The organism is Pseudomonas sp. GOM6 (genome assembly GCF_029537485.1).
Lineage (GTDB): Bacteria > Pseudomonadota > Gammaproteobacteria > Pseudomonadales > Pseudomonadaceae > Aquipseudomonas.
The window spans coordinates 107,801-122,285 of record NZ_JARPUS010000001.1; the positions used below are offsets into that span (position 1 = coordinate 107,801).

Annotated in this window: 8 protein-coding genes; 5 read left to right on the forward strand and 3 right to left on the reverse strand. The window is 68.7% G+C overall.

Annotated features, from left to right (window positions below; all coding sequences use genetic code 11):
- Nucleotides 1-155 precede the first annotated feature (155 nt).
- Entirely contained in the window at nucleotides 156-1,061 is a 906-nt protein-coding gene (locus P7A97_RS00555) for a LysR substrate-binding domain-containing protein (RefSeq protein WP_277687977.1), read from the forward strand.
- 74 nt (nucleotides 1,062-1,135) lie between these two features.
- On the opposite strand, the gene P7A97_RS00560 is transcribed toward P7A97_RS00555, so the two are convergent.
- Nucleotides 1,136-1,363: a hypothetical protein gene (locus P7A97_RS00560; protein ID WP_277687978.1), complete on the reverse strand. Its 228-nt coding sequence runs from the start codon at nucleotides 1,361-1,363 to the stop codon at nucleotides 1,136-1,138.
- Nucleotides 1,364-1,527: 164 nt separating this feature from the next.
- Between P7A97_RS00560 and P7A97_RS00565 the strand changes: the two genes are divergently transcribed.
- Entirely contained in the window at nucleotides 1,528-2,754 is a 1,227-nt protein-coding gene (locus tag P7A97_RS00565; RefSeq protein ID WP_277687979.1) for a spore maturation protein, read from the forward strand.
- Nucleotides 2,755-2,855: 101 nt separating this feature from the next.
- Nucleotides 2,856-4,466 carry a methyl-accepting chemotaxis protein gene (locus P7A97_RS00570; RefSeq protein ID WP_277687980.1) on the forward strand — a complete coding sequence of 537 codons (1,611 nt, stop codon included), beginning with the start codon at nucleotides 2,856-2,858 and terminating at the stop codon, nucleotides 4,464-4,466.
- A gap of 154 nt (nucleotides 4,467-4,620) precedes the next feature.
- On the opposite strand, the gene P7A97_RS00575 is transcribed toward P7A97_RS00570, so the two are convergent.
- Complete coding sequence (locus tag P7A97_RS00575; protein WP_277687981.1) at nucleotides 4,621-5,628, reverse strand: DUF5924 family protein; 1,008 nt, start codon at nucleotides 5,626-5,628, stop codon at nucleotides 4,621-4,623.
- 83 nt (nucleotides 5,629-5,711) lie between these two features.
- Nucleotides 5,712-7,397 carry a Na/Pi cotransporter family protein gene (locus P7A97_RS00580; protein WP_277687982.1) on the reverse strand — a complete coding sequence of 562 codons (1,686 nt, stop codon included), beginning with the start codon at nucleotides 7,395-7,397 and terminating at the stop codon, nucleotides 5,712-5,714.
- A 191-nt stretch (nucleotides 7,398-7,588) separates the two neighbouring features.
- On the opposite strand from P7A97_RS00580, the gene recC reads away from it, so the two are divergent.
- Nucleotides 7,589-10,927, forward strand: a complete 3,339-nt coding sequence (gene recC / locus P7A97_RS00585; RefSeq protein WP_277687983.1) for an exodeoxyribonuclease V subunit gamma — start codon at nucleotides 7,589-7,591, stop codon at nucleotides 10,925-10,927.
- On the forward strand, nucleotides 10,924-14,469 hold the full coding sequence (gene recB, locus P7A97_RS00590) for an exodeoxyribonuclease V subunit beta (protein ID WP_277687984.1): 3,546 nt from the start codon (nucleotides 10,924-10,926) through the stop codon (nucleotides 14,467-14,469). Before recC ends, recB begins: the two co-directional genes overlap by 4 nt.
- Nucleotides 14,470-14,485: the final 16 nt, after the last annotated feature.

Consider the following 14,485-nt stretch of genomic DNA (forward strand, 5'->3'; position numbering starts at 1 on the left):
AATACGGCGATTGCCGCGATGGGTGTGTATAGTGCGGCCTGTAGCCGTTTTTAGGCCAATGCTGTTGGTGGCTGACCTATGCACAATCGGCATAACGTAGATGTGACTCGAATGCTCAATCGTGTGTGCAGAATATTTAACGAAGGCGCTACTGCATGAATCTGGAAAGCAAATGGCTGGAGGACTTCGTCGCGCTGGCCGCTACCCGCAGTTTTTCCCAGGCGGCGGTGAAGCGCTTCGTCACCCAGCCGGCCTTCAGCCGGCGCATTCGCAGCCTGGAGGAAGCCCTGGGGCTGACCCTGATCAATCGCACCCGCACGCCGGTGGAGCTGACCGAGGCTGGGCAGTTGTTCCTGGTCACCGCGCGTAACGTGGTCGAGCAGCTGAGCGAGGCCGTGCGCCATCTGCACCATCTGGAGGGGCAGCAGGGCGAGGTGCTGCAGATCGCTGCTGCGCATTCCCTGACCCTCGGCTTCTTCCCCGAATGGATCGCGCGCCTGCGCCGTGATGGTCTGCCGCTGTCGACCCGCCTGGTGGCGGCCAACGTCGGTGACGCGGTGCACCTGCTGCGCGAGGGCAGTTGCGACCTGCTGCTGGCGTTCTACGACCCGGATGCGGCGCTGCAGCTGCCGGCGGACATCTTTCCCTCGATGCACCTGGGCAGCACGGCCATGCTGCCGGTCTGCGCCGTCGGTGAGGAGGGTGCGCCGCTATACGACCTCGACGGCGGGCAGAGCGTCCCCTTGCTGGCCTATAGCAGTGGCACCTTCCTCGGGCGCTCGGTCAACCAGCTGCTGCGCCAGCGCGCGCTGCGCTCGACCACGGTGTACGAAACGGCCATGGCCGACAGCCTCAAGACCATGGCCCTGCAGGGGCTCGGCGTGGCCTGGGTGCCGCGGCTGTCGGTGACTGCCGAGCTGGCGCGCGGCGAGCTGGCGGTGTGTGGCGCGGAGAGCTGGCAGATTCCACTGGAGATCCGCGTGTACCGCTGGGTGCTGTCGCGCAAGGCGGCGCTACGCCTGCTCTGGCGCAAGCTGGAAGGTGGGGTGGGGCGGGACTAGCCGGTTGTAGAAAGCCTGGCCGGTGCTGTGTGGCTTTTCGGCGACCTGCCAGGTGCTGCCCTGCGGCGCTGGGGTCAGCGGATCTCGTTGGCTGGCAGGTCGGCGCTCGTGACCAGTGGGCAGACGATGATTTCGTAGCAGAACACCGTGCCGTCAGCGGCTTCCATCGGCAAGGCGCTGGGTGTGTCTTCCGGGGCGTAGACGGCCTGGGCTGGCGAGTTGTCGCGCTCGGTCAGGTTGGCGCAGCCGCCGAGGCTGGCAAGTGCAAGCAGTAGAGGGGTGAGGCTGGTGGTACGGCGCATCTTGAAATCCTTTTCAATCTGGCAGGGTTGAAGGGAAGGGCGCGGATTGTACGCGGCCTGGCGCATTGGCAAGGTGGTGGAGTTCTCGCTTTGCTCTCCTGATGCTTTGCCTGGCGGCGCGCGCCAAGGGTTATCATCCCCCGCAACTGAAGCGGGGGTGCGGCATGCTCAACGGCCTGTGGCTGGGTTTTTTCGTGGTGGCGGCGCTGGCCGCCGGGGTGCGCTGGCTGGGCGGTGACCCGGCCGTGTGGGCGGCCATGGTGGAAAGCCTGTTCGCCATGGCCAAGCTGTCGGTCGAGCTGATGGTGGTGCTGTTCGGCACCCTGACCCTGTGGCTGGGCTTTCTGCGCATCGCCGAAAAGGCCGGCCTGGTCGACCTGCTCGGTCGCGCCCTCGGCCCGCTGTTCGCCCGCCTGATGCCCGAGGTGCCGCGCGGCCACCCCGCCCTCGGCCTGATCACCCTCAACTTCGCCGCCAACGGCCTGGGCCTGGACAATGCCGCCACGCCGATCGGCCTCAAGGCCATGAAGGCGCTGCAGGAGCTCAACCCCAGCGCCACGGTGGCGAGCAACGCGCAGATCCTCTTCCTCGTGCTCAACGCCTCGTCGCTGACCCTGCTGCCGGTGTCGATCTTCATGTACCGGGTGCAGCAGGGCGCCGAGGACCCGACCCTGGTGTTCCTGCCGATCCTCCTGGCCACCAGCGCCTCGACCCTGGCCGGCCTGCTGTCGGTGGCGCTGATGCAGCGCCTGCGCCTGTGGGACCCGGTAGTGCTGGCCTACCTGGTTCCCGGTGCGCTGCTGCTGGGTGGTTTCATGGCGCTGCTGGCCAGCCTCGGCGCGGTGGCGCTCAAGGAGCTGTCGGCGCTGCTCGGCAACCTGACCCTGTTCGGCCTGATCCTGCTGTTCCTGCTGGTCGGCTGGCTGCGCAAGGTGCCGGTGTACGAAACCTTCGTCGAAGGCGCCAAGGAAGGCTTCGACGTGGCCAAGAACCTGCTGCCGTACCTGGTGGCGATGCTCTGCGCCATCGGCGTGTTGCGCGCTTCCGGCGCCCTGGACTTCGGCCTCGACGGCATTCGCGCGCTGGTCGACTGGCTGGGCTGGGACAACCGTTTCGTCGACGCCCTGCCCACCGCGCTGGTCAAACCGTTCTCCGGCAGTGCGGCGCGCGCCATGCTGATCGAAACCATGCAAAGCCAGGGTGTGGACAGTTTCCCGGCGCTGCTTGCCGCCACCGTGCAGGGCAGCACCGAGACCACCTTCTACGTGCTGGCCGTGTACTTCGGCGCGGTCGGCATCCAGCGCGCGCGCCACGCCGTGGGCTGCGCCCTGCTGGCCGACCTGGCCGGGGTGCTGGCGGCGATTGGCGTGTGCTACTGGTTCTTCGGTTGAGTCGTGGGGTGGCGAAGGCGAGAGAAGTTTACCGCCGCCCCTAAATAACTGATCGATACTGACGTTAACCCTGTACTCCCCCCATAACCCCGGAGTCGATCATGCTTCTGCGTTCGGTCAGCGTTGGTATGCGTAATCTCATCGGCTTCGGGGTGCTTACCCTGATTCTGCTCTGCACCGGCGGCGTCGCCCTCAGCCAGCTGTCCAGCCTGCGCGGCGACCTGCTGGAGGTGAAGGACGTGTGGATGCTTGGCCTCGACCTGATGGCCAAGATCAAGTCCGAGCGGCAGGCGCTGCGCCTCACCGAGTATGAGCTGATGGCTCATCCGGAGCGCGATCAGCAGCTGAGCGCCACGGCCACGGCGATCCGCGAGCGGGTGGCCGGTTACGACAAGAACTACGAAGACACCATCATTTCCGACGAGGATCGCCGCCTGTTCGGTGATTACCATGCGCGCAGTCAGGCCTACGAGGCCTCCCTGGCCAAGGTGGTGGAGAGTGTTCGTGCCGGCCAGCTGGATCAGGCCGCCGCCGAGAACTCGGCGGCGCGCTTCGCCGAGTTGATTGCGGCACTGGATAAGCTGATCGATCTGAACAACCGTGGTGCCGCCGATGCCGGCGCGCGGGCAGAACGGAATGCCGATGGCGCCACCTGGCTGTTCAGCCTGATTCTCGGCGCGGCGGTGCTGTTTACCGTGCTGGCGGCCTGGATGCTCAGCCGTAGCATCACCCAGCCGCTGGCCCAGTTGAGCGAGTCGGCCAAGCGCATCGCCAGCGGCGACCTCAGCCAGCCAGTACCCGCCGAGGGGGCTGACGAAGTGACCCAGGTCCAGCATTCTCTGGCCGATATGCAGAAGACCCTGCGCGATACCTTGCAGAACATCCAGGGCTCGGCGACCCAACTGGCCTCGGCGGCGGAACAGCTGCATGCGGTCACCGAGGAGTCGTCCAAGGGCATCACCCGGCAGAACGACGAGATCCAGATGGCGGCCACGGCCGTGACCGAAATGTCGGCGGCGGTGGACGAGGTGGCGCGCAACGCCAACCACACCTCGGACTCCTCGCGCGAGGCGGAACAGACCGCCGAGGCGGGCCGTCAGCAGGTCAGCAGCACGCGCAGCACCATCGAGCAGCTCAGCGAGCGCCTGCAAATCACCTCCGGCACCATCGGCCGTCTGGCCGACGAGGCCATCGCCATCGGCCGGGTGCTGGAGGTGATCCGCACCATCGCCGAACAGACCAACCTGCTGGCCCTCAACGCCGCCATCGAAGCGGCGCGCGCCGGCGACCAGGGCCGCGGCTTTGCCGTGGTGGCCGACGAGGTGCGTGCGCTGGCGCAGCGTACGCAGAGTTCGACCCAGGAGATCGAGCGCATGATCAGCGCCATCCAGGGCGCCAGCCAGGAGTCGGTGGAAGCCATGGATGAAAGCAGCCGCTACGCCAGCCGCAGCAGCGAAATGGCCAGCGAGGCGGACAGCGCGCTGGTGCTGATCGCCGAGCGGGTCAGCCAGATCAACGAGATGAACCTGGTGATCGCCAGCGCCGCCGAGGAACAGGCTCAGGTAGCCCGCGAAGTGGACCGCAACCTGGTGGCCATCCGCGACATCGCCGAGCAGAACGCCACCGGCGCCCACGAAACCTCGGTGGCCAGCGACCAGCTGGCACGCCTGGCCAGTGACCTGAACGGCATGGTGCAGCGCTTTCGGTTGTGAGCAGGGTGCTCCTGTAGGAGCTGCCACTCCGCCTTGGCTGCGGCAGGCCCGGCTCTGTGGGAGTGGCTTTAGCCACGATTGGGGCTGACAGAAAAAGCATCGCGGCTAAAGCCGCTCCCACAAGAGCCCCTACTTCCCACTAGAGCGCAGGTGGCTACTCCGTCACCACAAAACGCAGCACGCCAATTTGCTGGCCATTCTCGGTCACCACCTGCACCTGCCAGCGCCCCAGGGCGTCGGCCGGGAAGTTGCGCTTGTGCGTCCAGGCGCGGTAGCCGGCCTTGCGCCCGCCGTGGATGTCCAGGGCGATGCGGTCCATCTCGCGGCCATCATGGCGCCAGACATGGTAGATGCGCTCGTTCAGCCCGCGTGGGGCGCTGATGGCGGTGTAGGCATACAGGCCGACATCGCGCAGCTGGCGGCTGGTCACCGTCTGCAGGCTGCGCCCGGGGCTGCGCGCCTGCAGCTGATTGGTGACCGCCACCTCGCTCAGCCACAGGGTCGCTGGCGGCACCCAGGGGCGAGCCAGCCAGGCGCCGCCGCCGAGCGTCACCAACAGGCCGGCCAGCAGCGGCCAGCGCCACCAGCGTTGCATGCGCAGGCTGCCGGCCAGGCTGGGTGCGGCCAGCAGCAGGGCGATGGCAAGGGCCAACCGATAGCTCTCGGCGGTGGTCAGGTGGACGATCAGCGGCAGCGCCACCAGCAGCACGGCGAACAGCGCCAGCACGTGATAGCTCAGGTACAGCCAGCGGCGCTTGGCCAGCCAGCGGTAATACAGAGGGTCGATGATCGCCAGCAGCGCGGCGGCGCCGAGCAGGCCGGTAACCAGCGCCTGGCCGCTGTTCCAAGCGGTGGTGAGGAAGAAGAAGGGCAGGGCAAAGAACAGACTTTCCTGGTGGATCATCTGGGTCAGGTAGCGCACCAGCACGGGCGGCACTTCCAGGCCCAGCCAGCGCGCCGCGCCACGGGTCAGCAGACCTTCGAGCAGGAGCACCAGCCAGCTCAGCAGCATCAGCACGGCGATGACCTGGCCGACGCCGGCCTGGCGATCCACCAGGATGAAACTGGCCACGCCGGAGCAGAAGCCGAACAGGGCGACCAGGCCGGGGTAGCGCTGCAGCAGGGCGACCAGGCGCAGCAGGTGGGGTTTCCAGTGGGGCATGAGGCGAGGCGCTGCGGGGACGGGCGCGCATGATCGCATGTGCGCCCGACGGGTCAACTGCTGCCCGACGTGCAGGGGCCGACTCAGTGGCGGGTCGGTGTGGCGCCCTCCTGGTCAGCGGCAGCGCTATCGGCCCCTGCGCTGGCTGCTTGTTCAGCACCAGCGGCATTTTCGTCGAGCAGGGCATAGGCGCTGCTGCAGAACAGCGTGTTGAGGCGCTTCATGTCGGCGATCAGCTGCAGGTGCAGGTCGCTGGTCTCGAGGCTCTGCACCACCTGTTGGCCCAGGCGACCTACATGGGCGTGGGCCAACTTGCGCTCCTCGCGGCGGAAACGGTGTTTTTCTTCCAGCAGGCGGCGGGCGTTGTCGCGATTGCCGCCGAGAAACACGTTGAGGCCCAGACGCAGATTGGCCAGCAGCAGGCCGTGCAGGGCGACCAGCTCTTCCAGGCCACTGTCGGAAAAACTCAGGCGCTCGCGTTTGTGGCTGCCCAGGCGGCTGGCCATGCGCTCAATCAGGTCGCCGGCATGCTGCAGGTTGACCGCCAGCTCGATGATTTCCGCCCAGCGCCGGCTGTCGTGCTGCGGCAGGTCGTCACGCGGCATCTGTGCCAAGTACAGCTTGAGGGCGCTGTGCAGGGTGTCGAGGTCGTCGTCGAGGTTGTGTATCTGCTGCAGCGCCTGGGACGACCCCTCGCGCAGCACCTCCAGCAGCTGTTGCAGCATGCGCTCGACGATATCACCGATGCGCAGGGTTTCACGCACTGCGTTGGCCAGTGCCAGGCTGGGGGTGCCCAGGGCGGTGCGGTCCAGATGGCGCGGCTGGGCCGCACTGTCCTCACGCGGCCGTTCGGGCAGCAGCAGGCGGCACAGTCGCGCCATCCAGTTCACCGTGGGCAACAACAGCAGGCAGCGCAGGCTGTTGTAGGCCAGGTGAAAGACAATCACCAGAGTGGCGGCGTCCAGCTTCAGGCTGGCCATCCAGTCCACCAGTGGCTGCATCAGCGGCAGCACCAGGAGCAGGCCGAGCAGCTTGTACAGCAGGCTGCCGAGGGCCACCTGGCGCCCGGCGGCGGACTGCATGCCGCTGCTCAGCAGGGCCAGGATGCCGCTGCCGATGTTGGCACCGATGACCAGGCCGATGGCCACCGGCAGGCTGATCATGCTGCTGCCGGCCAGGGTCGCGGTGAGCAGCACGGCGGCCAGGCTGGAGTAGGTGACGATGGCGAACAGCGCACCAACCAGGGCGTCGAGCAGCAGGTCGCCGGTCAGCGAGGCGAACAGCGCCTCGATGCTGTTGGATTCGGCGATCGGCCGCGCGGCCTCGACGATCAGCTGCAGGGCGAGGATCAGCAGGCCGAGGCCGATGGCTACCCGGCCGATCTGCCCGGCGCGGGTCTGCTTGCGCGAGAGAAACAGGATCACCCCGGCGAAGATCAGCAACGGCGACAGCCAGGACAGGTCGAAGGTCAGCACCCGCGCCATCAACGCCGTGCCGACATCGGCGCCGAGCATGATCGCCAGTGCCGGCGGCAGCGCCATTAGGCCCTGGGCGACGAAGGAGGTCACCAGCAGGGCGGTGGCGTTGCTGCTCTGCACCAGGGCGGTGACGCCGATGCCGGCGGCGAAGGCCTGCGGCCGTTTGCGCACGCTGTGGCTGAGGATGCGCCGCAGCTGCGAGCCGTACACCCGCAGGATGCCGGTGCGCACGATATGGGTGCCCCACACCAGCAGGGCGATGGCGGACAACAAGTTGAGCAAGGTCAGCATGGCGCAGCCTCCTGAACGCGATCGGGGCTCGCTCGTTGTTCATGGGCACCGTTCCCGGTGCTGCTGTTATTCAGCTTGGTCGCTGTTGGGCGCCGGCGCCAGCCACGTTGTCTGTGGCGGCTATGCGTCATGAGCTGTCGCGTCGCTCCGGCAGGCTGCTACCCTAGCGCCCATCGAACGGATGCCCGCCCATGCTCAGCCTGTACCACGCCCCCGATCTGGAAACCCTCGGCCAACTGGCCTGCGCGCTACTCGCCCAGCCGCAGGCGGATGTGCTGGCGCCGGCGCGGATCGTGGTGCCGAGCCAGGGTATCGGCCGCTGGCTGACCCTGCAGCTGGCCCGCGAGCAGGGCATCGCCATGCACCTCGATGTGCAGTTGCCGTCCAGCTTCGTCTGGGGCCTGGCGCGCGAGGTGCTGGGCGCGTTGCCGGAGCAGTCCGCGTTCAATCCGCAGGCCATGACCTGGCGCCTGTACGACTGGCTGTGCGAGCCGGCCAACCTGGCCCGTGCCGAGCGGCTCGAACGCTATCTGCAGGGCGGCGACGAACGCCGGCGCCTGGCCCTGGCGGCGAAGATCGCCGACGTGTTCGACCAGTATCTGCTGTATCGCGATGACTGGCTGGCCGCCTGGGAGCGTGGCGAGTCCTGCGACCTCGGGCCTGACGAAGGCTGGCAGGCGCTGCTCTGGGCCGAGCTGACCAAGGACGGCCACCCGCACCGTGCACGCCTGCTCGGCGAGCTGCTGGCGCGCCTGCACGGCGATCAGCCCATCGCCGGTCTGCCCGAGCGCCTGCTGGTGTTCGGCATCAGCTCGCTGCCGCCTCATCACCTGCGTGTGCTGGAAGGGCTGGCGCGGCATACGGATGTGGTGATCTTTGCGCTTAACCCCTGTCGCGAGGCCTGGGGCGAGATCCGCGACGTGCGCGAGCTGGCGCAGTCCGAGGTCAGCCCGGATGACTGGTATCTCGACGTCGGCCACCCGCTGCTGGCCAGCCTGGGCAAGCAGGGTCGCGACTTTTTCGACAGCCTGCTCGGGCAGATCGCCGAGGAGCACGGCATCTACCCACAAGACAACGAACTGGCCGACGACAGCCTGCTGCATGCGCTGCAGAACGACATCCTGCGCCTGCGCACCCGTACGCCCGATGAGCGCCTGATGCTGCGCGAAGACGACCGCTCGCTAGAACTGCACATCGCCCACTCGCCGCTGCGCGAGGTGGAAATCCTGCATGACCAGCTGCTGGCACGCTTCGTCGCCGACCCGAGCCTGAGCCCGGATCAGGTGGTGGTGCTGACCCCGGACATCGAGCGCTACGCGCCCTATATCGAAGCCGTCTTCGCCCGCCGTGAAGGCGCGCCGTATGTGCCCTACAGCCTGGCCGACCGCAGCCTGCGCGCCGAGACGCCGCTGATCGAGGCCTTCCTCGGTCTGCTCAGCCTGCCGGAAAGCCGCTTCGCCGCCGAGGAGATCCTCGCCTGGCTGGAGCAGCCGGCCATCGCCCGCCGCGCCGGTATCGAGCCTGAGGACCTGCCGCTGCTGCGCGACTGGCTGCGCCAGGCCGGTGTGCGCTGGGGCCGCGACGGCAGCCATCGGGCGGCGCTCGATTTGCCGGCCGACGAGGCCTTCACCTGGCGCCAGGGCCTGGACCGCCTGCTGCTCGGTTTCGCCGCGCCACCGCAACTGGCCGGTGACGGCCTGCCCCTGCTCGGTGACAGCTGGCCACTGGATGCCCTGGAAGGCGCGCGTGCGCAGCTGCTCGGGCGCCTGTGTGCTTTCGTCGAGCTGCTTGCCAGTCTGGCCGAGCGCCTGCAGCGCGCCCGCCCGCTGGCCGACTGGGCGCTGGACCTGCAGGGTCTGATCGATGCGTTGTTCGACGAGCGCGAGGCCGGCGACACCCTGCTGTTGCTCAGCCAGGCTTGCGCCGCGCTGGCGCGCCAGGCCGAGGACTCGGCCATCACCCGCCCGGTGGAACTGGCCCTGGTGCGCCAGCAGCTCGGCGCGGCGCTGGACAGCGGCAGCGGCGCCTCGGGCTTTCTCACCGGTGCAGTGACCTTCTGCACCATGGTGCCGATGCGCAGCCTGCCGTTCCGCCACGTCTGCCTGCTCGGCCTGGATGACGGTGCCCTGCCACGGCGCACCCCGGCCGCCGGCTTCGACCTGATCGCCAAGCGCCCGCGGCGCGGCGACCGCGCCCGGCGCCTGGACGACCGCTACCTGTTTCTCGAGACCCTGCTCAGCGCCCGCGACGGCCTGTACCTCAGCTATGTCGGCCGCGACCCGCGCGACAACGCCGAGCTGCCGCCCTCGGTGCTGGTCAGCGAGTTGCTGGAAGCGGTGGATCTGACTGCGGTGGCAGTGCCCCCCTGTGGGAGCGGCTTTAGCCGCGATGCTTCTACGGCGGCCGACTCGCGGCTGAAGCGGGATGCTGCCCAGCCGATCCCGCAAAAGCGGGCCAGCGCCCGCATCACCATCGACCACCCGCTGCAGCCCTTCGCCCCCGGCAACTTCGAGCAGGCGGGCGCGCGGCGAGGCTTCGCCGCCAGCTGGTTCCGCGCCGCCCAGCGCCTGGCCGCCGCCCCGGCCGAGGCGCCAGCCTTTATCCAGCGCTTGCCGGAACCGAACCAAGATTGGCTGACCATCGAGCCCAGCCAGTTGCTCTACTGCTTCCGCCACCCGGCGCGCTTCCTGCTGGAGCAGCGTCTGGGACTGCGTCTGGCCGACGCCGAGGAAGGTATCGCCGCCGACGAGCCCTTCAGTCTGGAGCGCTCCTCCTACCAGGGTTTGCGCCAGCTGGCCCTGCAGGCGGTCGAGCGTGGCTGGAGCGAGGAGCAGGAACGCCGTGTGGCGCGTGCCGCCGGCTGGCTACCACCCGGCGAGCTGGGCCTGGCCCTGTGGGGCAAGCAGCGCGGCCCGGTGCGCGCGTTCGCGCCAAGGCTGTTCGAGGCGCGCCCGGAGGAAGCGCCGCAACCGCTGCTGGTGGATATCGAGCTGGCCGGCGTGCGCCTGCACGGCTGGCTGGATGGGGTGACTTCCTGTGGTCTGTTCGACTGGCGCCTGCGTGCGCCGGACGCCCGCGACCTGCCCGGCTTCTGGCTGCGCCATCTGCTGCTCAACGTCGCCGCTACTGCTGATATCGCCCGCGAGAGCCTGCTGGTGTCGCCGGCCGGCGACTGGCAGCTGGGTCCGTTGCAGGACCCTCGCGCGCTGCTCGAACCCTGGCTGGCCGCCTATCGAGAAGCCTTGTGTGAGCCGTCGCCGTTTATCACCCGCAGCAGCTACGAGTTCGCCAAGGCACTGGTCACGCCCAGCGCCAAGAGCCGCAAGGAACCCATCGACGCCGCCCGCGACAAGGCCCTGGCCGCCTGGCAAGGCGCCGAGTTCAGTCCCTTGCCCGGCGAGTGCCAGGACCCCTGGTACGCCCTGGCCTTCCGCGAGCGCGAGCCGCTCGACGCCCGCTTCGAGGCGCTGGCCGAACAGTTGCTCGGCCCGGCGCTCAAGGCCCTGGCCAGCAATGAGGAGGGCGAATGAGTGACCTGAACCTGCACGACTCGTCCTTCGCTGGCCGCTCGCTGATCGAGGCCAGCGCCGGCACCGGCAAGACCTGGACCCTGACCGCGCTGTACGCGCGCCTGCTGTTGGAGCGCGAGCTGTCGGTCGGGCAGATCCTGGTCGTCACCTACACCACGGCGGCCACCGCCGAGCTGCGCGAGCGTATCCGCGCCCGGCTGGCCGAGCTGCTGGCGCTGTATGAAGGTGGCGAGAGCGATGACGGCTTCCTTGTTGAGCTGCACCGCCGCCATCCCGGCGAAGCGGCACGGCGGCGCCTGCTGCTGGCCGTGCACGGCTTCGACGAGGCGGCCATCTTCACCATCCACGGCTTCTGCCAGCGCGCCCTGCAGGACTCGGCCTTCGAGGCTGGCGGTGATTTCGATGCCGAGCTGACCCAGGACGACCGCGAGGTGCTCGACGCCCTGCTCGGCGACGCCTGGCGTCATGTATTGGCCGAGGCCGATCCGGCCTGGGCACGCTTCCTGGCCAAGCAACGCATCACCCCGGCGACCCTGCGCCAGGCCCTGCGCAGCCATCTGGGCAAACCCTACCTGCGCGTCGAGCCGCGCGAGCCGGTCGGCGAGGCCGAGCTGCAGGCCGCCAGCGCCGCCTGGCAGGCCGCTGCCGAGCTGTGGCGGGGCGAGGGCTACGCCTGGGTCGAGGTGCTGCGCGAGCACGGCGGCCTGAGCCAGAGCACACACAAGCTGGCCAAGCTGCCGTTGTGGTCGGCCGAGCTGGACAGCTACTTCGCTGATCCGGCGGCGCTGTTCGAGGTGCCGGACGGCTTGGCCAAGCTGGGCGCGGCGGCGCTGCTCAAGGCCACCAAGAAGAACTTCGAGGCGCCGCACAGCGCCGTGGCCGAGGCGCTGGATGCACTCGGCGAGGCGCTGGCGGCGGCCTTGCCGGCGGGCAAGCAGAAGCTGATCGCCCTGCAGGTCGAACTGCTCGACCGCCTCAACGTCGAGTTGCCCAAGCGCAAGGCGGCGCAGCGCCTGCTGGCCTTCGACGACCTGCTCAACAACCTGAATGAGGCGCTGCTCAGTGCGGCGGGCGACGACCTGGCCGCGCGCCTGCGCGAGCAGTACCCGCTGGCGCTGATCGACGAGTTCCAGGACACCGACCCGATTCAGTACGCGATCTTTGATCGTGTGTACCGCGACGGCGGCGACCTCTGTTTTGTTGGTGATCCCAAACAGGCCATCTATGCGTTTCGCGGCGCCGATCTGGCGACTTATCTACAGGCTCGCGACGACGCCGAGCGGCAGTACGACCTGCCGTTCAACTACCGCTCCACGCCCGAGCTGATTGCCGCGCTGAACCAGCTGTTCGATCGTCCGCAGCCGTTCGCCGAGGAAGGGCTGAGCTACCCGCCGGTCAGCGCCGGCAAGAAATCGCGAGCCACGCTGGTGCTGCCCGAGCAGGGTGGCACGGCGCCGCTGGGCCTGGTCTGGCTGGGTGACGAGAGCCTGAACAAGGCCAGGGCTGGCGAGCTGGCGGCGCTGGACACGGCGCGGCGGATTGCCGGGCTGTTGGCGGCCAGTGCGAGTGGAAATGCTTATTTCGAAGACGATGGCGACATAAAGCAGCTGAAAGGCGGCGATATCGCGGTTCTGGTCAGCAACCACCGTGAGGCCGCCAGCATCGCCGCCGAGCTGGCCGCACGTGGCGTGCCCAGCGTGCGCCGTGGCCGCGACAGCGTCTGGCACAGCGAGGAGGCCGCCGAGTTGGCGGCGGTGCTGGCGGCCTATGCCGAGCCCGGTCGTGAGGGCGTGCTGCGCTATGCCCTGGCCACCCGTTTGCTGGGGCGCGACGCCGCGCAGATTGCCCGTTGCCAGGAAGTCGAGCAGGAATGGGACCGCGAGCGCGCGGCCGCCGAGCAGTACCACCAGCTGTGGCAGCAGCAGGGTTTTATGCGCGTCTTTAGAGCCTGGCTGGATCAGGAGCGGGTAGCTGAGCGCCTGCTGGCCGGCATCGACGGCGAGCGGCGGCTGACCAACCTGCTGCACCTGGGTGAGCTGCTGCAGGCCGAGAGTCTGCAACGCCCGGGGCTGGAGCCGTTGCTGGCCTGGTTCCAGGCCCAGCGCGGCAGCGAAGGCGCCGGCGAGGACGCCCTGCTGCGCCTGGAGAGCGATGCCGAGCGGGTGCAGATCGTCACCATCCACACCTCCAAGGGCCTGGAGTACCCGCTGGTGTTCTGCCCCTTCCTGTGGGACGGGCGTCTGCTCGGCCAGCATACCGACAGCGCACGCTGCCACGACGAGCACGGCCAGCCGCTGCTCGACCTCGGCAGCGACCGTTTGGACGAGCGCCTGCAGGCGGCGCGGCGTGAAAGCTTCGCCGAGAAGCTGCGGCTGACCTATGTGGCGCTGACCCGTGCCCGTGATCGCCTGTGGCTGCACTGGGGCCCGGCGGCCCTGCCGAAGCCGAAGAAGGACGGTTCGCTGCCCGACGAGGGCCTGCACAGCAGCGCCCTGGCCTGGCTGCTGCACGGTCGCGAGCTGCCTGGCGGCGATGCCCTGGCCGAGCTGGCGCAGCACCTGTCGAACCGCGAAGGCCCGGCCCTGGCCGCCGAATTGGACCAGCTGGCGGCCGCCAGCGCGGGACGCATTGCGCGCCTGACGTTGCTTGACGTCGAAGCCAGCAGCACCGGCGCAGGGCGTGCCGAACCCCCTCAGATGCAACAGGTGTTCAATCGCAGCCTGGGCAGCGCCTGGCGTATCGGCAGCTTCTCCGGGCTGGCCGCCGGCATGCATATGGAGGCACCGGACCGCGACAGCCTGGCGCTGGTCGATGCCAGCGAGCCGGGCAGCGGCTTCTTTGCCTTCCCCCGTGGCGCCCGCGCCGGTACCTGCCTGCACGCCATTCTCGAAGACTGGATGCGCGACAAGGGCGAGCTGGCGCAGCTGGTGCCGGCGGCGTTGCAGGCGCACGGCATCGACGCCGAGCTGTGGAGCGAGATCGCCACGCAGCAACTGCAGGCGGTGCTCGATACCGATCTGGACGGCCAGGGCCTGCGCCTGTCGGCGCTGCAGGCCAATCGCCGGCTGCCCGAGCTGGGCTTCACCTTTCCGGTCGAGCGCCTGGATGTGCAGCGCCTGCGCGAGCTGCTGGCCGACCCGGCCTACGGCCTGCCGCCGGCCATGCGCCAGGCTGCCGAGCGTCTGCAGTTCGATGAGCTGAAGGGCTTCCTCAAGGGCTTTATCGACCTGACCTTCGAGCACGCCGGGCGCTGGTACATCCTCGACTACAAGTCCAACTGGCTCGGCCCGAGCGCTGCCCACTATGGCGCCGAGCGCCTGGAGCAAGCCATCGCCGGCGAGCACTATCACCTGCAGTACCTGATCTACCTGGTGGCGCTGCGCCGCTTCCTGCGCACGCGTCTGGCCGATTTTGCCGACGAGCAGCTGGGCGGCGCCTGGTACCTGTTCCTGCGCGGCATGCCGCAGGCCGGGGTGTACTTCGCGCGGCCGTCCGATGGGCTGCTGGATGCGCTGGATCGGCTGTTTGCGGAGGGCCACTGATGGGCTGTATGGCTGG